Source organism: Methylobacterium phyllostachyos, assembly GCF_900103445.1.
Taxonomy (GTDB): Bacteria; Pseudomonadota; Alphaproteobacteria; order Rhizobiales; family Beijerinckiaceae; genus Methylobacterium; species Methylobacterium phyllostachyos.
On the sequence record NZ_FNHS01000018.1, the window covers coordinates 1 to 20,438 of the forward strand.

Consider the following 20,438-nt stretch of genomic DNA (forward strand, 5'->3'; position numbering starts at 1 on the left):
ACCATCGCGCCGAACCCGCCCCGCGAGCCCTCCTCGATCGTGATCAGAACCTCGTGGCTCTGCGCCAGATCCAGGATCAGCGCCTCGTCCAGAGGCTTGGCAAACCGCGCATCCGCCACCGTCACGGCCACGCCCTGCTCGGCCAGCGTATCCGCCGCCTTCAGCGCCTCTGCCAGACGCGTGCCCAGCGACAGGATCGCGACCCGCGCCTCCGCATCCTTGCGCACCACCCGGCCCTTGCCGACCGGCAGCACCGCGCCCCGCTCCGGCAGCTCGACGCCCACCCCCTCGCCGCGCGGGTAGCGCAGCGCGATCGGGCCGCTGTCATGGGCATGCGCCGTCGCCACCATGTGCACCAGCTCGGCCTCGTCGGCGGCCGCCATCACCGTCATGTTGGGCAGGCAGCACAGATACGCGAGATCGAACGCGCCCGCATGCGTCGCCCCGTCCGCGCCGACCAAGCCGGCCCGGTCCAGGCAGAACCGCACCGGCAGGTTCTGCAGCGCCACGTCGTGCACCACCTGGTCGTAGGCCCGCTGCAGGAAGGTCGAGTAGATCGCCACGAACGGCCGGTAGCCCTCGGTCGCCAGACCGCCCGCGAAGGTCACCGCGTGCTGCTCGGCGATGCCCACGTCGAAGGTCTTGTCCGGATGCGCCTTGCCGAACAGGTCGATGCCGGTGCCGCCGGGCATCGCCGCGGTGATCGCCACCACCTTGTCGTCGGCATCGGCCGCCTTGATCAGGCTCTCGCCGAACACCCGCGTGTAGGCCGGCGCGTTCGGCTTGGCCTTGGCCTGCACGCCCGAGACCACGTCGAACTTGACCACGCCGTGGTAGCGGTCGGCGGAGGCTTCCGCGGGCGCGTAGCCCTTGCCCTTCTGGGTGACGACGTGCAGCAGGATCGGGCCGTGCTCGGCGTCGCGGACGTTCTTCAGCACCGGCAGGAGGTGGTCGAGGTTGTGCCCGTCGACCGGGCCGACATAGTGGAAGCCCATCTCCTCGAACATCGTGCCGCCGCCGACCACCAGCGAGCGGGCATACTCCTCGGCCGCGGCCGCGCGCTGGTAGATCGCCTTTGGCAGGAGCTTGCCGAGCTGCTTGGCGGTCTCGCGCAGGGATTGGTAGGCGCCGCCGGACGCGAGCCGGGCGAGGTAGGCCGACATGGCGCCGACGGGGGGCGCGATCGACATGTCGTTGTCGTTGAGGATGACGATCAGGCGCGAGTGCAGGGCGCCGGCGTTGTTGAGCGCCTCGTAGGCCATCCCGGCCGACATCGAGCCGTCGCCGATCACCGCGATGGCGTTGCGGCGCTTCTGCGCGCCGCCCGTCTGCTTGGCGGTGGCGTTGTCGAGGTCGCGGGCGACCGCCATGCCCAGCGCGGCGGAGATGGAGGTGGAGGAGTGGGCGGCGCCGAAGGGATCGTAGACGCTCTCGCTGCGCTTGGTGAAGCCGGAGAGGCCGCCGCCCTGGCGGAGCGTGCGGATGCGGTCGCGGCGCTCGGTGAGGATCTTGTGCGGGTAGCACTGATGGCCGACATCCCAGACGATGCGGTCGTCGGGGGTGTCGAACACGTGATGCAGCGCGACGGTGAGCTCGACCACGCCGAGCCCCGAGCCGAGATGGCCGCCGGTGATCGAGACGGCGTCGATCATCTCGGCGCGCACGGCGTCCGCCACCGCCGGCAGCTCCGACTCGGGCAGACGGCGCAAAGCCGCCGGGTTCGGGACACGATCCAGCAACGCCGATTGCTCAGGAGATATTGCCAATGGTCGCATCCGCTCGTTCGAGTGTGGCGACGGCCGCTTCGCGTGCCCTCGGCCCTCGCGACGCAGGCACCCGGAGGTCCGCGTTCATGCTAGAACCCGCCCGCCCGTCGCTGTCATGATAGTGCCAGTTACGGATGATCGGCGTCCCGATCAATGTCAGGGCATCGTTTTTTTCAATCACGTGCCCTTACCGCCACAAGAGGTCTCCCTTTGAGTCCGGCTCGTCTGTGCACAATCCTGCTCACGCTGGCGATTACGGGTAACGGCCCGGCTTGCGCCGAGCCGCGACCGCTGGATGGCAACCTCGACTTCCTCTGCAACTTCCTGGGGGATTGCCCAGCGCGGCTCGCCCCGGGTGGTCCGGATCGCGACGTCCGGCCCTTCAGTGGGAACCTCGGCCGCCCCTGCGCGTGGCGGGACCGACCGACACCGGAGGGTGTGCGGCGGGTGCGGGTGTGCTGGTGAGCCCGCGCCAGAGGCTCTTTGCCGCGGCCCTGCTGCTCGTCCCGCTCGCCGCTCCGGCGGCGCGGGCCCAGGAGGCCTGCCCGGCCCTGTTCGCCGACGGCCAGGTGCCGGTCCTCACCAATCCCAAGCTCGCGGCACGTACGGTTCCGCTGTGCTTCGAGGCCTTCGCGGTGCTCCATTCGGGGGTGACGCGCACGCCGCTCTATTCCGCGGAGCATCTGACCCGCGCCAGCGTCGCCGCGGCCCGCACCGTGGCGCGCGACGATGCCTTCCACGAGGAGCCCCGGCTGCCGGCGGATGAGCGCGCCTCGCTGGAGGATTACGTCCGCAGCGGCTACGACCGGGGCCATCTCGCGCCGGCGGGCGACATGCCGACGCTGAGCGCCCAGGCCGAATCCTTCAGCCTCGCCAACATCGTGCCGCAGAACCGGGTCCTGAACCGCGGGCTCTGGGCCGATATCGAGGAGAGCACGCGGCGGCTGGCGAGCCGGCGCGGCTCGATCTTCGTGGTCACCGGCGTCATCTTCTCCGGGGACGCGGTCCAGCAGATCAAGGGCGGCGTGCTGGTGCCGACCCAGCTGTTCAAGGCGCTCTACGACCCGGCGAGCGGCGAGGCCGGCGCCTATCTCGCCAAGAACGACGATTCCCGGGACTGGCGCGCAGTCTCGATCGACGAACTCGGCCGTCAGGCCGGGATCGACGTTTTTCCGGGACTCCCGGTCGGCGCCCGGACCGGCGCGATGAGCCTGCCCGACCCCCACGCCTCCGCCCGCGCCGACGAGCGCCGACCTCGCCACGAACAGAGCTGGCAGGACTGGCTCCAGCGCGAACTTCACCGCGCCCTGCGCAAGTTCGTCCGCGACGTGCTGCGCGGAATCTTCTGAGAGGGATGCATGCACGAGGATAAGCACCGCGCCAAAGCTGAGCCGCCAGCCGATTCCTTCACGCCCTTCGCGGACGATGCCGGGGTGCGCACGATCGCCGCCCTCAGCTTCGAGAACGGCACTGACCGGATCGCCCTGCACGGCTCACTTGACCTGACCCGGGACAAGACCGGCCTCGCCCAGGCCCGCCTGCTCAGGCAGACGCTCGACGCCATCGTGAAGGCGCTGGAAGGCGAGGACCTGCCGGAAAAAGTGGCCGAGGCCCCGGAGGCGGCCCCGAAATCGGTCCCGAACCCGTTCGCCTGAGCGGCCCGTCAATGAGGGGCCGCGCCGGCATCCGCGCCGCCATCCTTGCCGCGTCCCGGCGGGCCTGATAGTCGAACAGCGTGATTCCTATATCGTCGGGGCGTGCGTACAGGACGGGGGATGGGCCCCGCGCCTGCCCCGTGCCGCTGGCACGCACCGCGCATCCCGCACACCACGCCGAGGATTTCCGCGATGGCTCGCGAATTCATTTACCACATGAAGGGCCTGACCAAGGCCTATACCGGCGGCAAGAAGGTCCTGGATAACGTCAACCTGTCGTTCTACCCGGACGCCAAGATCGGCGTGCTCGGTATCAACGGCGCCGGCAAGTCGACCCTGCTCAAGATCATGGCGGGCATCGACAAGGAGTTCACCGGCGACGGCTGGGTCGCCCAGGGCGCGCGCGTCGGCTACCTGCCGCAGGAGCCGCAGCTCGATCCGAACAAGTCGGTGCGCGAGAACGTCATGGAGGGCGTGGCCGAGAAGCAGGCGATGCTCGACCGCTACAACGAACTCGCCATGAACTACTCGGAGGAGACCGCCGACGAGATGACCGAGCTCCAGGACCGGATTGAGTCCCTGGGTCTCTGGGAGCTCGATTCGAAGGTCGATCAGGCCATGGAGGCGTTGGGCTGCCCGAGCGACGAGCAGCCGGTCGCGACCCTCTCGGGCGGCGAGCGCCGCCGCATCGCGCTCTGCCGCCTACTGCTGTGGGAGCCGGAGCTGCTGCTCCTCGACGAGCCGACCAACCACCTCGACGCCGAGACGGTGAACTGGCTCGAAGGCCACCTGCGCCAGTATCCGGGCGCGATCCTGATCGTGACCCACGATCGCTACTTCCTCGACAACGTGACGAGCTGGATCCTGGAGCTCGACCGCGGCAAGGGCATTCCCTACGAGGGCAACTACTCGGCGTGGCTGGTGCAGAAGCAGAAGCGCCTGGAGCAGGAGGGCCGCGAGGATATGGCCCGCCAGCGCTCGATCGCCCGCGAGCAGGAGTGGATCGCCGCCTCCCCGAAGGCGCGCCAGTCGAAGTCGAAGGCCCGCATCACCCGCTACGAGGAGCTGGTTGCCAAGCAGGCCCAGAAGATCGACGCTGCCGCCCAGATCGTGATCCCGATCGACGAGCGCCTCGGCAACAACGTCATCGAGTTCGAGCATCTCAACAAGGCGTTCGGCGATCGGCTCCTGATCGAGGATCTGTCGTTCAAGCTGCCGCCGGGCGGCATCGTCGGCGTGATCGGTCCGAACGGCGCCGGCAAGACCACCCTGTTCAAGATGATCACCGGCCAGGAGAAGCCCGACAGCGGCAAGATCGAGGTCGGCGAGACGGTCAAGCTCGGCTACGTGGACCAGTCGCGTGACGCGCTCGATCCGAACGCCACGGTCTGGCAGGAGGTCTCGGGCGGCAACGACATCATCTATTTCAACAAGCGCGAGATCAATTCACGCGCCTATTGCGCGGCCTTCGCGTTCAAGGGGCCGGACCAGCAGAAGAAGGTCGGCACCCTCTCGGGCGGCGAGCGCAACCGGGTGCACCTCGCCCGGACCCTGAAGGGCGGCGCCAACGTGCTGCTGCTCGACGAGCCGACCAACGACCTCGACATGGAGACCCTGCGCGCCCTTGAGGACGCGCTGGAGGATTACGCCGGCTGCGCGGTCATCATCAGCCACGACCGCTGGTTCCTGAACCGCATCGCGACGCACATCCTGGCCTTCGAAGGCGACAGCCACGTCGAGTGGTTCGAGGGCAACTTCTCCGATTACGAGGCCGACAAGGTGCGCCGGCTCGGGGCGGATTCGATCATGCCGAAGAAGATCAAATACAAGCGCTTCTCGCGCTGAAAGCCGGCCGGTCCGCGTTCTCGCGCGGACCGCCGCTGGGCGCCCGGTGGACGCGGCCATGATCGCCGCGGCGGTCGGGACCAAGTCCGTGTACCCGCGACGGGTCGATCCTATCGGCGCACCGGCAGCCCTTGACCGGCTGCGCCGATCGCCTCGGGTTCAGGCCGTATCGGGTGGGCAGGGTGCGGCGGCCGTTTTCCGAGGCTCGCGTTCCGTTCTTCATCTTTCGACAGGTTCGGGGTCGAAGCCTGCTGCGTCCTCCGGGGCCTGCGATGACGAATCTGCACCGACGAGCACGCCTCGCCTGATGCTCCACCGCCGATGATGCCCCGTACCGATCCGGGACCGCACCCGGTCTGTCGCCGGCGCCCTCGGGTCGGATTCGGCGCTGTGCGCCTGTCAGGAAAGTGAGATCCCGCGACGCGGCATGCGGACGCCGCAACCTTCACCGGGATGCCCACGTCTGATATCGCCGTCGAGATTAGAGGCTGCCAGGTTAGACTATTGCATCTTGCGCTCTCGATGATAGCAGCCGTGTCGACCGCGCTCGTTCTCGGCGCCTCCGCATCCGCGGCAGCCTCCGACATCACGATCGCGGCGATCGCGACAGGCCGCCTCTACGTTCTCGGACGTACCGAGCATCCACACACGACCGTCGTGCTGGACGACCAGTTCCGAACCGAGTCGGACCAGACGGGCAAATTCCAATACGAACTCGTCTACCACCCGGCCCGCTGCATCGTATCGGCCGCGATTGACGGCAAGACCTACGAGGCCGCCGTCAGCAATTGTGGCGAGCAATGCCAGCCGACCGCGTCGGAGCAGGCACGGCCGATGGCGGCGGCGGTCCCCTCCCCTGATCAGCCTACGCCGGCGACGGCTTCTCGATCGTCTGGGGAGCCAAACGCGAACCGTTCCGCGAAGGCAACTCCACCCTCCGGGGCTGCCGCACCGCCGCCGTCCCTGGCGGGTGCAGCGGCGGGGGTGGCTACGGACTCCCTGTCCTTGCCCAGTCGAAACGCCAGTCCGACCGCCAACGATCCGGGGCGTTTCAACGCCATCACCAATCCCCCGCTCCCCCCGGCCCGGCCACATCGGCCCGCTCCCCGGTCCGAGGCCGCGACGCGTGTGCCGAGGCCTCTGCAGCCGCAGAAGCCAAAGCCCACTCCGCGCCAGGATCAGGACGACCCGGAGACCGTTCCGCTCGAATAGACGCGGACCCGATCAGGTTGCGCCCGTCAGACACATGTGCGGTGCACGGGACTTGGACGGGTGGAACGATCCCGCTCTCTCGGGTGCGGGCACACCGCTGTGGGCGACCAGAAAGGTCAGGACTGGGGCCGCCCACCGCGGGACCCCTCACCTGCTCCCATCTCCCTAGGAGGAAGGATGGTTCGCTCGTTCGGCGAGGCTCGCTCAGCTAACGTGTCCCGTCACGCTGCGATCGGCCACGCCTTCGAGCCTCTTTCTCGATGCGCACGCGTGCGCCGAACCGTGGGGACTTCGGCAGAGAGGCGCTAGCGCCCTGGGGTGTGCCGCCCCCGACTCCATGGCGCCGTTTGGGCGCTGTCGCCTCACGCGGAGGATGCGGCATTCATCGCGGCAGGGCCGGAATGCCGCCTATCAGCCATCATCGGACGGGAGAGAAGCGCAGCCGCTTGCGCCGATGGTCAAGATCTTGCCTGGACGTGACGGCCGGGGCTTCGACAGATCCGCGGCGTCGCGGAAACGAAGACAGCAGGCCCGTCGGAACATCATTCTTCGGACTTCATCCGCTCGCGATGACGTGCCTTTGACGCTCTTGCTCGAGGGCATTCTGTCCGTAATACCAGACAGGCGACAGGCCAGACAGTATTATATTTTTGCCCCCGCGCGATTGCACGTGAGAGAGACAATGCACACCGCACTCGCAGCACAAGTGTCGTATGGCCAACTCAGAACTTAAGCGCCTCGTGATAAAGATCGTTAACGGTCTTCGAGCGACCAATCAACTGTAAGCCCACAACTTTTCGCTTCGGAGATCATGCAGCATATTTGACATAATGCTTATCCTCAGATAGTTTGGCGACCAGAAATTGGAACAGGCTGTTAAGCTATTTGTTGAGTGCGCAAGCCACGGTGGGTGAGCCGGAGAACCGCATGAGCGATGTACTCCCACCTCATTTGCCAAAGGAGACGCTGCGCAATTTGTACATGGGGCAGTTCAAGCTATGACGAGCTGGCATCGGATCGTAAAAGCCTGTCTATTTATCTATCTCTTGGCCATCGGATGTTCTGCCGCTCAAAGCGCGGAACAGCGCGAATACGCCCTTGGTCCGCAGGATAAACTCCAGATTCGGGTTTTCGATCTCAAGCCGTCCACGGGGGAGGCCTACCAGTGGCAGGCGTACAATGGAGAGTATGTCGTCGGATATGACGGCAGCCTGTCGCTCCCGCTGATCGGCAACGTCAAAGCGCTGGGCCGCTCGACGACGGATCTGGAACGCGTCGTCTCCGACGAACTAAAGGACAAGGTTGGTCTGGCGAAGCCCCCGAGTGTCAACGTTCAGATCATACGATACCGGCCGGTTTACGTAACCGGCGACGTGGAGAACCCGGGCGAGTTTGACTACCGACCAAACCTCACGGTTCTGCAGGCTCTGGCTATCGCCGGCGGAGTCGCGAAGGAGCGCGACGAGGAGACCACCTCCCGCCGTGCGACGCGGGTTACGGAGGGCGAGCTGCGCGTCCTGCGCGCCCAGCAACTCGGTTTTCTCATCAAGAAGGCGAGGCTCGCCGCGGAGGCGGACGGTGCCTCTACGTTCAAGATCCCCGCTTCGGTCGCGGGCCTGTCCGCGGATTACGATGTCGATAAGATCAGTGCCTCCGAGCAGGCCGTGCTGGACAACCACAGATCGTCTCAGGCCGCACAGGTTAACCTGCTCACACAGGCGCGCAAGACCGCTATCGACGAGATCGCTTCGCTGCAGAAGAAGGACGAGACGCTCCAGAAGCAGATCGATCTGTCCAAGCGGGACCTGAACCAGCTCGGGGATTTGCTGTCCAGGGGCTTGACGTCCACGCAGCGTCAATTGCAGGCCGAACAGACCCTGACCACCTATGAAAGTGGCCGCCTGGACGTCTTGGTCACGAAGCTGCGGACCGAGCAGGATGTCGTGCGCATCGATCGGGAGATGGCAGAGCTGAAGAACAAGTACCGGTCCGAGGCGCTCGCACAGAACCTGGATGTTGACGCGAAGCTCCGGGAGACAAACGAGAAGATCGCGACCGCGGGGCTGTCGATCTCCGAGGGCCGTCGATCCCGGTCTGGGATTCAGCGGAACAAGGGGAACGCCGGCCTGAACTTCAGTATCGTGCGCTCGACCAACAGCCAAGCCACGAACGTCGATACGCCGGAGACGACGACGCTGAACCCGGGGGAAGTCCTGATCGTCGAGAGACAACCGGCGACGCTGCCTCCCGGGCTGGGCGACCGGACGGACGCCGACGCGCCGAACTGATCGGTCGCTCCCGGCGCCCGCTCATACCGGCCGTGCAGCGACCGGGGTAGGCTGAACCACAGCGCTTCGTGCCGAAGGATCGCCTGTTCGCCACATCGATGCGCTGAGCGACGGGCCGGCCTTGGCACCTGCCTCACTCAAGCGTCGGACAACCTCGGCGGTTTGGACTGAGTGACAGGGTTGTCCCGCAATGCCATTGTAAAGACATGACCGCGAGACATCAGAGATCGGATCTTGGCCGCAGGGCCGCGTTCTTCGACCGCGATGGTGTCATTAATATTGATCACGGATACGTCCACACGGCGGAGCAGCTCGAGTTCGTCGCGGGAGCCGCGGCGGCGCTGCGGACCTGTCGCGATGCGGGCTTTCTGATCTTCATTGTGACGAACCAGTCGGGTATCGCGCGCGGATACTACGACGAGGATGCGTTGAAGCGCTTCCACCAGCATCTCTGCGCGGAACTGGCGGCGCATGACGCCCGTGTCGACGACATCCGATACTGCCCACACCTCGAGGATGCGGCCATCCCGGCCTACCGCCAAGCGTGCGCGTGCCGGAAGCCGGCCCCGGGCATGATCCTCGACCTGGCGCAAACCTGGTCGATCGACCTCACGCGGTCCTTCATGGTCGGCGACAAGACGAGCGACATGGTCGCCGCGGCCGCCGCCGGGGTGCAGGGGTACCAGTTCCACGGTGGCAATCTCCACGACTTCGTGGAGGCCATCCTCAAGGGATCGGGGGTGTAGGCTCCCCGCTCACAGGTCGCCAAGGTAGGCTCGAAGATGACTGCCGTCGTTCGTTTGCGCCAATGGCTCCAGGATTCGGCGCTGCCCCTCTGGTCGACCATCGGTGTCGACGGCGAGCGCGGTTTCGTCGAGCGGCTTACGTCCGAGGGCGTACCGGATCTTGCCGCATCCAAGCGGCTGCGGGTGCAAGCCCGGCAGATCTACGTCTTCTCCCACGCACATGTGCTGGGCTTGGCCCCGAACGGTCTCGCTGTCGCGACCCTGGGCCATGATTTCGTGATGCGGCATGGCTTTCCCGACGGCGTGGAGAAGGGCGCCGTCCACGCGCTCGCCCGCGAGGGGGCGGTGCGCGACGCCAAGCGCGACACGTACGACCACGCGTTCCTGCTCTTCGCCTTCAGCTGGTATTATCGCGCCAGCGGTCGCCCCGAGGTTCGCGCCACGATCCGCCGGCTCGGCGATGCGATCTGGGCCCTCCTCCGGCATCCCGGCGGTGCAGGCTTCGCGATCGACGACAGCGGTCTCGACGATCTGCATCAGAACCCGCACATGCATCTCTTCGAGGCCGTGCTCGCCGCCTACGAGGCGACGGGCGACGCGGTGTTCCTCGATCGGGCCCATGAGCTCTTCGCCCTGTTCCGCAGCCGGATGTTCGATCCCGAGCGGGGGGTGTTGCGGGAGTTCTACGACGCGCGCTGGCAACCCGTAGCCGGTGAAGCCGGGCAGATCGTCGAGCCCGGCCACCATTGCGAATGGATCTGGCTGCTCAAGCGCTATGCCGATTGTGCGGGCGAGACGCTCTGCGACGAGGCCTATCAACTGAACGCATTCGTCGAGCGGTATGGGCGGCCGGGCGGTGGCATACTCCTGTGCGACGAGGTGTGGATCGACGGCCGTGCCAAGAAGTTGAGCACCCGTTCGTGGCCGCAGACGGAAGCGGTCAAAGCCGACATCGCGCTGGCCGAGGCCCGCGGCGAACCACTTGGCCCCCGGGCAGATGCCACCGTCGACGCGCTGCTCGACACGTTTCTCGACCGCTGGATCGCGGGGGCCTGGATCGATTGGGTCGATGTCGGCGGCACGCCGCTCGTCCAGGCCATCCCGGCCAGCACCCTGTATCACATCTTCCTGGCGTCGTCGGAGTATCTGCGAGCGCGCAACGCCCTCGCCCCCTCGTGACCGGGGCCTCCGCCGGCCAGCGCCCGGCTCAACGGTACGGATCGTCCTGCCGCAGGTAGCCGCGGACGTAATCCGACACGCCGTCCTCAAGCGATGTGAACGGCTCCGCATAACCGGCCGCGCGCAGGCGCTCCATCTCGGCCTTGGTGTAGTACTGGTACTTCCCGCGCAGCTGCTCGGGCATCTCGATGAATTCGATGGCCTCCGGGAGATCCAGTGCAGCGAACAGGCTGCGCCCGAGGTCCAGCCATGAGCGGGCTTGGCCCGTTCCGAGGTTGAATAGGCCCGATACCCCCGGGTGTTCGAGCAGCCAGGTCACCACCCGGGCGCAGTCCTTGACGTAGATGAAGTCTCTGAGCTGGCCGCCATCGGTATAATCGGCTCGGTAGCTGCGGAAGAGACGCAGGGGTTCCCCGGCAGCGACGCGCGCCGCGTTGTGGGCGACCACGCTCTTCATGGACCCCTTGTGATACTCGTTCGGACCGTAGACGTTGAAGAACTTGAGCCCGACCCATTGCGGTGGCGTCGGCTGCCCCTGGGCGACGATCCGCGCGATCCGCCTGTCGATGAAATGCTTGCTCCAACCGTAGGCGTTCAGCGGGCGGAACCTGGCCAGCGCGTCCGGTGAGAACATGTCGTCGAAACCGGCATGCCCGTCGCCATACGTTGCCGCGGATGACGCGTAGATCAGCGGAACACCATGGTCAGTGCACCACGCCCAGAGGTCCAGAGTCAGGCGGATGTTGTTGTGGGTGATACTGTCGACATCCGTCTCCGTCGTGGCGCTGATCGCGCCCATATGGATGATGCCCGCCACCGCGTTTCCGTTTTGCGCGAGCCATCGGAACAGGTCTTCCGGCATGATGATGTCGGCGATCTCGTGCTTCGCCAGATTCCGCCAGCGCTCGTCCTGGCGCAGCCAGTCGCACACGACCACCGCGTGGCCGGCCGCGGCCAGCTCGGCCGCGATGTTTGAGCCGATCATGCCGGCACCACCGGTGACGAGATACATGCTCACGAGACCTTCCGTGTCAGCCGATCGATGATATCGCTGGTGCTGTGCCCAGCCGCGATGTCGGCCAGGAACACCTCGCCGCCGTATCCGAGCACCAAGCTCGAGCCTACGACTTGGTCGACCGTGTAGTCCTTGCCCTTGATCAGCACGTCGGGGCGGATCGCGTCGATCAGCCCGATCGGTGTATCGTCATCGAACAGGATGACGAGGTCCACCGATTGCAGCGACGCGAGCACGATCGCGCGCGAATCCTCGTGCTGGACCGGCCTTAACGGGCCCTTGAGCCGCTGGATCGAGGCATCGGTGTTCAGCCCGACGATGAGATGATCGCACGTGCTCCGAGCCTGAGCGAGCTGGGATACGTGCCCGGGATGGATGAGATCGAAACAGCCGTTCGTGAACCCGATGCGCTTGCCGCTGGACCGCCACCGCGCGACCTGCGTCAGCGCCTCGTCGGGAGACTTGATCTTGCGGTCCGTGGTCTGAACCCATTCCTGGCGCAGCTCGCGCGCGAGCTCATCGGCGGTGACGACCGCGGTCCCCGGTTTGGCGACTGCCATGCCCGCGGCCACGTTAGCGAGTTCGACCCCCTCCATCAGCGGCAGACCCGCCGCCGCACTCAGCGCCAAGGTCGCGATCACGGTATCGCCCGCGCCCGACACATCGAAAACCTCCCGCGCCAAGGCAGGCAGATGCCGGACGTCGCGGCCGCGTTCGGCCAAAGTCATCCCGCGCGGTCCGCGGGTGATCAGGATGGCCGGCGAATGCGCCATGCGTTGAAGCAGCTGCTCGGCCGCCTCCGTGACCGACCGGTCGTCTCCGTCGCACGGGATGCCGGTGGCGGTGCTCGCCTCCCCGGCATTGGGCGTCATCAGCGTCACCCCGTCATAGCGCGAGACGTCGCTGCTTTTCGGGTCGGCGATGACGGGTTTACCCGCGGCCCGCGCCTGCGCGATCACGTCCCGGAGCAGGTCCGGGCTCAGCGTCCCCTTAGCATAATCGGACAGGACGACGGCATCGGCCTGCGGAAGATGGCGCGCAAACGCCGCCAAGAGGGGTTCCGGCGCGGCCGCGTGGGTCTGCTCCGCATCGACGCGCAGCATCTGCTGCTGAGCGGCGATGTAGCGCGTCTTCTGTGTGGTCGGGCGGCCGTCGCTCACCAGATCCGCCTGGATGCCGGGTTCGCTCGTCACCTTGGCCCGTAGGGCGAGACCGGCGGTATCGTGACCGGCAAGCCCAATCAGGATCGCCTCGCCGCCGAGCGCCGCGATGTTACGCGCGACGTTGCCGGCGCCGCCCAGCATGACGTCCTCCCTCCCGATACGGACCACCGGAATCGGCGCCTCCGGCGAGATGCGGGTGCACTGGCCGTAGACGAACGTGTCCAGCATCACGTCGCCAAGCACGATGACGCGCCTTCCCTGCAGCTCGTTCAGGCGCTCGGCAGACCAAAACGTCATCGACATCACCGTTTTCAGACTGCCCGGCCGGGCGGTTGCAGCTCAGGCGGTCGCCATCGGGAATGCCGCAGGCGACCCTCGGATACCGGTCTCAAGCCCTGTCGACGAAGCGGCTTGGCTCGATCCGCAGCACTTGAGTTCCACGCCCGACTCTGCCGCGGGGTCCAGTCACGCGTTAGACGGCGCGAATATAACTGATTGCGGCGATCATGACACCGTGCTGACCGAGGGCGTCCAATACCGAGGCGCGGACACCGCGGCCTTACACACATCCAATACGCGTTGTCAGTAGTCAGAAGCGGCCAAGGATCTGCAGGCGCCGTCGTCAGATGCGCTCCTTCGCGCCTCACCCATATCGCCTGCCGAGCGGCGCACAGGATTGCAGAATGGTTCTGCCGCCTCACTCCGACCAACCGATCGCCGCGCACAAGCCATCGGCGAGCGTACGACACCGGGGATGCCTGTAGCGCGATGACGGTTATCGCAGGCGCGCCCGACCCCAGGGGGAGCGGCTCAGCCCTCAACGTCGACGAGGATCGTCGATATGATATCCGCGTTGGACGAACGAATGAGGTTGAGACAGAACTGGTACTGATCCGGGAGCAGCCGCCCCGTTTCGGCGACCAGGATGGCGCCGTCGATGTAGTCGAAGAGCGTCCTCGCCGCCTTGCTGGTGCGGAGATCGGGCAGGTCGATCAACACCAGCGGACCGGCATGTTCGGTGTTCCTGAGATTGGTCAGCACGTTGTCGAGCGGCTCACAGAGATCGTAAGATTTCCCAGGAGAGTAGCAGTAGATGCGTACGTACTGCTCCGCGGGGGACTCGCTCTCCATCGACGTCTTGGCCAGCGGATACATCGATGAATCCGATGACGACGTCTGGGCCGCCTGTCCGCGCGTCACGAAGGAGCACGCATCGACCACGATGACGTGGCCGCCGCCATTCGAGATATGTTGCGCCACGTCGCGCAGCAGCCGCGATCCGATCCGGGGCTTGTTGTAGGATACGAAGCCGATCGCCGTCGACCGGCGGTGGCGGGAGATGAACCTCAGATACGTATCGATGTCTCCGATCGCGTCCCTGTGCGGCCGGCCGCGCAGCTTGCTTCGGCCCGTGGGATCGCTCGCCTGGACGGTTGCGATGCACTCGACCCGGGAGATGCGCTCCAGATCGTCCGCGCCTTTGATCGCCTCGCTCAATTGGTGCCATATCGTCGAGGCGATGATGGCGCCGATCGGGCCCAAGATAGCCGCGTAAATGATGACGAGGATGGGTTGCGGATATGAGCGGCCCAGTGGCGCGACCGCGCTACCGATGACCCGCGCATCCGCGTCCGGAAAGAACATCGTCGGGACGGTGCCGTCGATGACGGCACGCTCGGCCGCGTTCAACTCGGACTTCAACCGCTCGATGCGCACCTGCAGATATTCGGAACCGCCCTGCGCCGCAGCCGCCTTCGCGGCGATCTGCTCATAGATGTACTGCATCACGACGGCGTTGGAGAGCCGCGCCGCAAGTTCCGGCGTCTCCGCGTACGAGGAGATCTCGATGACGTAGGAGAGACCGATGCGGCGGGCGTTCACCCGCTGCATGAAGCGCTGGAAGGCGATCTCGCGCTTCACCTCGCTGCTTTTCTCCTGATCCGGGCTCGTATGCGCTGGGGTTGACCCGCGGAAGAGGCCGAAGATTTTGCGTGATGCCGTCGACAGGATGCCATGGTTGAGGCTGAGCAGCTGGACGTCTTCCGGCTTCAACTTGTTAAACACAGCCCTCAACAGGATCTCGGATCGGATGACCTGCAGCTGGCTATCGGCCTGCGCGCTATCGAGCATGACCGGCTGGTTCGCCGACGCGTCGCTCGCCGACCCCACCTGTCTCCGCGGCTCGAGGGTCAGGCTCGCCGTTGCAACGTAAATGTCGGCCGCGAGACTCAAGTAGAAGATGGCCGAGAAAGCGGCGGCCAGCGACCACCAGAAGATCCAGCGCCGGTTTCTCTGGATGCTGTTTCGCAGATCCGAGAGTTTTAGATTCAGAATTGCGCCGGATTGCTCATGGGGCGGAACGATTTTCTGCGGCGCGATCTTTCCATCATTATTTGCGACTCGCTTTGTGGCAAAGTTCAAATCATGCTGGTTCATACATCGCTCCACGAGCGGATGAGGTTCCTCACCTCATCCGCGGACATCGCCGCAACCGCTTTAGAAGACCACATTTGCCGCCAAAATGATTATGATATGTTGCGCACCCGTATTACGCACCCGAAAATTCGGTTTTTTACTAACACTTCCGCCATTTTCGAACAAGGACGGCTCCCTTCGGCGCGGATGCCGTCGGCACTGACGTTTCCGATGACGCGGTCGTGCGGCGATCCGCCGAAACGGCATCGGTCGCGATGTTTGCCTTGATCGACACTCCGCTGGAGAATCCCGGCCGAGGCTCGCCCAGACAATTCTGCCTGCGCAGGGCTCGAAGGGGGCACACGCCGCCCTGCCAGAAGGCGAACGTCGTCGCCGCGGCTTGCTTCGTATTTGATTCGATCTTAGAATTCAAAACTAACACTGCGCTGTAGACGACTCCGCAGCCGTAAAATATTGAGATCAAAATGCATTTTAGTTCAAGCGTTAAAATCCTTTCGAAAGCGATGATTTGTGCGGTCGCGCTGTTGGCCGGCGTCGTAATCTTCGACGGTCGCCTGCTGAGGGGTGCAGCCTCTCCCGCCGCGGAGAGCGACGATCACGACAGTCCTGTGGGCCCGTCAACCGTCAGCGCTTTCCTCGACTCGCTCGGCATCTGTATCCATCACGCCCAAGGCGTCCCGATGCAATCGTACATCGCGCCATTGAGATACATTGGCTTGAAAAACGTTCGAGATGATTTTGGAAACGATACGCAGAGTTACATCAATCTCTATCAAGCGATTGGCGTACGGGTCAGCCTGATCGCACGGGCCGAGCCCATGGACCACAATATCAATCGCTTGCGGCAGATCGCTCAGGCGGGGGCCCTGCTGTCGATCGAGGGTCCGAACGAGCCCAACAATTTTCCGATTGTCTATAATGGAAAAAAGGGCGGAGGCTCGGGCCTGTCGGCGGATTGGACCTCGGTCGCGGAGTTCCAGAGGGATCTGTACGCCGCCGTCAAGAAGGACGATGTCCTGTCGGCGCTTCCCGTCCTCGGCCCGTCCGAAGTTGGCGCGGAGCACCCGAATGTTGGGCTCCAGTTCAAGGCGCTCGACGAATCGTCAGGCACCGCCTTTCCAGCTGGAACCAAGTTCTACGATTTTGCGAATGTGCATAACTACGTCTCATCCAATAAGAACGTGTATGTCGACAACCAAGCTTGGCAGGCGGCCGATCCGCTGCTCAACAGCTATTGGGACGGCCTGTTTGGCAACCACGGCGTCACCTGGGGCTTCAAATACAAAGGTTACCCCGATGCCGCACTGGCCCAGCTTCCGCGGATGACAACGGAGACCGGCTGGGACTCGAAGAAAAATCCCGGCGGCGAACGTGTTCAAGGTATCATCATACTCAATACCTTGTTCGCCCAATTCAAGCGGGACTGGTCCCGCACCTTCATCTACATGCTGCGGGATGGCGAGGGCGGCGTAGAGAATCAGGGCGTGTTCAATGCCGACTCGACACCCAAACTCGCGGCGACGTATCTTCATAACCTCACCCGGATCCTGGCGCCCGACGGTGTCACCCTTGCCTCGGACCTTGCGGCCTACAGGATTACGGGCCGGCAAAATACCGTGCATGACTTCTCCCTCAAGGCCGCCGACGGTTCGCGAATCCTGGTGATTTGGAACGAGCGGGTCGAGGGCGGCAATCCGATCACGATCGACTTCGGACAGGTGAAATCCGACGTGCGCGCCTTCGATCCGGTTCAGGGGGTCGATGCGATCGCGACTTATCAGGCGGTGGAAAAAATCACTTATACAATCAAGGACCAACCGCTCATTCTGAAGGTATCGTCTCCGAAACGGTGATCGCCCGCCGCCTGGATTTAGAACCGCGCCGTCGGTCGCAGGGGTCGATGCCGACAACCCCTGCTGACGTAGAAACGCTGCACGCGCATTTCGTACCGCTACCGATAGCTGTCGTTTCCCAGGCGTCGGAGGTCGGCCTCGACCATGAGCGTGCAGAGGGCATGAAGGTCGGTCGACGGGAACCAGCCAAGGGTCTTCCGTGCCTTGGTGAAATCGCCAATGAGCGTATCGACCTCAGCCGGTCGGAAGAATGCCGGATCGACCTCCACGACCCGCTGCCCGGTCTGCCGGGACAAGGCAAATTCGTCCACGCCGGAGCCGGACCAGTCGAGATCGACGTCCGCCGCCCGGAAGGAGAGCGTCACGAAGTCCCGGACCGATGTGGTTTTATTCGTGGCGAGGACGAACGTGTCGGGCTTGTCGGCCTGCAACATGAGCCGCATGCCTTCGACGTAATCTTTGGCATAACCCCAATCGCGCATCGCATTCAGATTGCCCAAGCGCAGCACGCCGCCCGATCCGCGGACGATACGGGCCACGCTGGACGTGATCTTCCGAGTCACGAATTCCGTGCCGCGCAACGGCGACTCATGGTTGAACAGGATGCCTGAGGCAGCGAATATATCGTAAGACTCCCGGTAGTTGATCGTCATCCAGTGCGCGAACAGCTTCGAGACGCCGTACGGGCTTCGCGGATAGAACGGCGTCGTCTCGTTCTGTGGCGTGCCCTGGACCAATCCGAACATCTCGGCCGAGGACGCTTGATAATAACGCGTCTCCGCCTTTCGGGCCCGGATGGCTTCGAGAAAACCGAGTGGGCCGAGGCCTGTGATCTGAGCCGTGGTGAATGGTTGTTCGAAGGACACCTGAACGTGTGTCTGAGCCGCCAGGTTGTAGATCTCGTCCGGCGAAGATCGGTCGAGCAGACGCAGCGTCGAACCAAAGTCCGTCATGTCGTGCTGAAGCAGGACTAGATTCGAATGATTGCGAATATTTAATGCTTCGAGCCGCCAAAAATTCTCGGAGCTCGACCGGCGATACGTCGCATAGACCTTGTACCCACGCTGCAGCAAATTTTCAGCGAGATATGTGCCATCCTGGCCAGTCACCCCGGTAATGAGTGCCGTTCTCATACTAAGGAATCCTCATTGATGAGAAAAGACTGGTGTTCAGCCAACTTTTCGCTGACGTAGCGCTTGAATTTTTCCCGAAATACGGCCGTCGAGAAATTTTCTGCGTGGGCGCGGATCGCTTGGCGGTCGAATCCGTGGTCCATCGTCTCGAAGCGGGCAACGGCATCGATGATCGATTCCGTGGTCTGCTCGTGGAAGTGCAATCCGGTGACGCCGTCGACGACGGTCTCTCGTGCTCCGCCGCGGCCGAAGGCGATCACGGGCGCTCCGCAGGCTTGAGCCTCCAGCGGAGCGATCCCGAAATCCTCCTCCGACGCGAAGATGAATGCCCTGCATCGGCGCAGGTGATCCTGCAGAACATCGTTGGGCTGAAAACCGAGAATGGTAATATTGGGCGTTGCGATGGACTTCGCGTATCGATATTTCGGCCCATCGCCGATGACCACAAGTCGCTTGTGTGGCATCTTCGTGAAGGCCTCGACGATCAAGTGCATTTGCTTGTAAGGCACCATCCGCGAGGCGGTGACATAGAAATCCTCCCTCGCCACGTCGCTTAGATTATAACGGTCGGTATCCACATTGGGATATATAACATCCGAATTGCGGCGATAGGTTTTCCAAATGCGTCCGGCGATATATTTAGAGCACGCGATATAATGATCGACACCATTCGATGTTCGCTGGTCCCAGATGCGGATCTTATGGAGGTAGTAGCGCGCCAGGGCGCGCCGGATCGGTCCGAAGCCGGATTCTTGGATGTACTGGTTTTGCAGGTCCCACGCATACCGCATTGGGGTATAACAGTAGCAAATATGCAGCTGGCGGCGTGTAGTGATCACGCCCTTCGCCACAGCGTGACAATTGGAGATAATCAAATCGTATTTTGAGAGGTCGTGTTGTTCGATTGCCAGCGGCATCAAGGGCAGCATGTAGGTGTAGTATTTTCTTGAAAACGGTATTTTTTGTAGAAACGAAGGCTTGATAGAGGCGCCCTTAAAATTCCCCCGATTGTTTTCAGATAAAAAATCGATTAAGCAAAATATGTCAGCCTCGGGAAAAATACTTGCCATCTCCGCCAAAACTTTGTCTGATCCAGCATATGTCGTAAGCCATTCATGGATCAAGGCCACTTTCATCGTAGACACTTCTCGAAGCCGCATAACCAATTCGAATTTAGCATAACCGGAAAAATTTGGAACCCAATCAATTTCCAGACCGGTTTAGCAAATCTGATGCCAATATCAGCGCATCTGATACACGACTTGAATGACCTTGCTTCATACGTTTCGTCGGCAATCCGGTTCGTTCCGATCATCCGTTGACTCTCGGTTGGTGCGAGATGGCTCGCAGGGAGGCCCCGCACTGCGGCGAGGTTCGTGTCGGTGCAGCGATGGCTCGGTCGATCACATCCGGACGGCGTATCTCGGGTAAAAAACGCCCGGGCACGCCAGCGGAAGCCAAGCACCTGTGATAAGCTCTCTGGTGGAGCCCGGGCGGGCATATCGCGGTCGTGCGGCGCACGGTCCCGGCCATGCTCGCTCAGCGTGGAAGCCGGTAGGGCTGGTGGCGCGAGGCCGTGTCGTGCAGGACCAAACTCGGCGGGACGACAATCCACTCTGGTACGACTACGTCCTGCCAGACGAAAAGCCGGCGCGATGGCTTTTGGCGCTCGCGAGCCTGTTCAGCCTCCTGGTGGCGGCCGCGCGGGCTTTTGGCTGGATCTATGGTCTGCCGGCCAATCTTCGGCGCATGACAGCGCGGGTCTCGGACATGTGGCGGCGTTCGCGTGCCCGATGATGTTCGTATCTACGATGGAGCAGGCACCGAGATCGACCCATCAGCACGTCCCCGCCCGGCTGCGAATGCTTTGCACCGAAGGTCTGGCTGTCTGCCGCATCACTTTGGGGCTTGATGTCGGATGCCCCGGCTCGGTCTAGCGGTTCGCGTGCGCCATGCGGCCGTCGATGGCTTTATGGGCCAGCGTGCGATGCCGTCTGACTGCATCTCGCCTTAGTGGTTTGAGTTTGCTCTATCTGCGGGTGCCGTCCTCGGGACGAATTGCCGAGACCGCCGCGACCCTGCACCCGCTCCGACCGCAGCGTGCATTCGATTTGTAGCGTGCACCCTTGCTCCCGGCCATCGCAATG

13 protein-coding genes are annotated in these 20,438 nt (G+C 63.8%); 7 read left to right on the plus strand and 6 right to left on the minus strand.

Translation table 11 applies throughout. The features are described 5' to 3' along the window. On the minus strand, positions 1 to 1,775 hold a 1,775-nt coding region (gene dxs, locus BLQ49_RS24010; protein WP_091720996.1), incomplete at its 3' end, for a 1-deoxy-D-xylulose-5-phosphate synthase. A gap of 452 nt (positions 1,776 to 2,227) precedes the next feature. Here dxs and BLQ49_RS24020 point away from each other — a divergent pair. The 6 genes from BLQ49_RS24020 to BLQ49_RS24050 all read left to right on the plus strand — a co-directional run bounded on the left by BLQ49_RS24020 (position 2,228) and on the right by BLQ49_RS24050 (position 10,691). Beyond that, the gene (locus tag BLQ49_RS24020) at positions 2,228 to 3,115 is read left to right on the plus strand and encodes a DNA/RNA non-specific endonuclease (protein ID WP_425284030.1); all 888 of its coding nucleotides are present in this window, start codon (positions 2,228 to 2,230) and stop codon (positions 3,113 to 3,115) included. 9 nt (positions 3,116 to 3,124) lie between these two features. Continuing rightward, on the plus strand, positions 3,125 to 3,421 hold the full coding sequence (locus BLQ49_RS24025) for a hypothetical protein (protein ID WP_091720765.1): 297 nt from the start codon (positions 3,125 to 3,127) through the stop codon (positions 3,419 to 3,421). Positions 3,422 to 3,613: 192 nt separating this feature from the next. After that, on the plus strand, positions 3,614 to 5,266 hold the full coding sequence (gene ettA, locus BLQ49_RS24030; protein WP_091720770.1) for an energy-dependent translational throttle protein EttA: 1,653 nt from the start codon (positions 3,614 to 3,616) through the stop codon (positions 5,264 to 5,266). A gap of 2,210 nt (positions 5,267 to 7,476) precedes the next feature. Next, complete coding sequence (locus BLQ49_RS24040; RefSeq protein WP_091720775.1) at positions 7,477 to 8,766, plus strand: polysaccharide biosynthesis/export family protein; 1,290 nt, start codon at positions 7,477 to 7,479, stop codon at positions 8,764 to 8,766. Positions 8,767 to 8,972: 206 nt separating this feature from the next. Then, a complete protein-coding gene (locus BLQ49_RS24045) occupies positions 8,973 to 9,512 on the plus strand; it encodes a D-glycero-alpha-D-manno-heptose-1,7-bisphosphate 7-phosphatase (protein WP_091720778.1) in 540 nt (179 codons plus the stop codon). Between the two features lie 36 nt (positions 9,513 to 9,548). Continuing rightward, positions 9,549 to 10,691, plus strand: a complete 1,143-nt coding sequence (locus BLQ49_RS24050) for an AGE family epimerase/isomerase (protein WP_091720780.1) — start codon at positions 9,549 to 9,551, stop codon at positions 10,689 to 10,691. A gap of 28 nt (positions 10,692 to 10,719) precedes the next feature. Here BLQ49_RS24050 and rfaD read toward each other — a convergent pair whose 3' ends face one another. From rfaD to BLQ49_RS24065, 3 genes are all read right to left on the minus strand, one after another. Then, on the minus strand, positions 10,720 to 11,703 hold the full coding sequence (gene rfaD / locus BLQ49_RS24055; protein ID WP_091720783.1) for an ADP-glyceromanno-heptose 6-epimerase: 984 nt from the start codon (positions 11,701 to 11,703) through the stop codon (positions 10,720 to 10,722). 2 nt (positions 11,704 to 11,705) lie between these two features. Continuing rightward, entirely contained in the window at positions 11,706 to 13,166 is a 1,461-nt protein-coding gene (gene rfaE1, locus BLQ49_RS24060) for a D-glycero-beta-D-manno-heptose-7-phosphate kinase (protein ID WP_091720998.1), read from the minus strand. A 513-nt stretch (positions 13,167 to 13,679) separates the two neighbouring features. Then, positions 13,680 to 15,305: a Wzz/FepE/Etk N-terminal domain-containing protein gene (locus BLQ49_RS24065; protein ID WP_091720785.1), complete on the minus strand. Its 1,626-nt coding sequence runs from the start codon at positions 15,303 to 15,305 to the stop codon at positions 13,680 to 13,682. Between the two features lie 464 nt (positions 15,306 to 15,769). Here BLQ49_RS24065 and BLQ49_RS24070 point away from each other — a divergent pair, with 464 nt between their 5' ends. Continuing rightward, complete coding sequence (locus tag BLQ49_RS24070; RefSeq protein ID WP_143012309.1) at positions 15,770 to 17,158, plus strand: glycosyl hydrolase; 1,389 nt, start codon at positions 15,770 to 15,772, stop codon at positions 17,156 to 17,158. Between the two features lie 98 nt (positions 17,159 to 17,256). Here the strand turns inward: BLQ49_RS24070 and gmd are convergent, their stop codons facing one another. Both gmd and BLQ49_RS24080 read right to left on the minus strand, forming a co-directional pair. After that, on the minus strand, positions 17,257 to 18,291 hold the full coding sequence (gmd, locus tag BLQ49_RS24075) for a GDP-mannose 4,6-dehydratase (protein ID WP_091720791.1): 1,035 nt from the start codon (positions 18,289 to 18,291) through the stop codon (positions 17,257 to 17,259). Then, entirely contained in the window at positions 18,288 to 19,427 is a 1,140-nt protein-coding gene (locus tag BLQ49_RS24080; protein ID WP_091720794.1) for a glycosyltransferase family 4 protein, read from the minus strand. Before BLQ49_RS24080 ends, gmd begins: the two co-directional genes overlap by 4 nt. Positions 19,428 to 20,438: the final 1,011 nt, after the last annotated feature.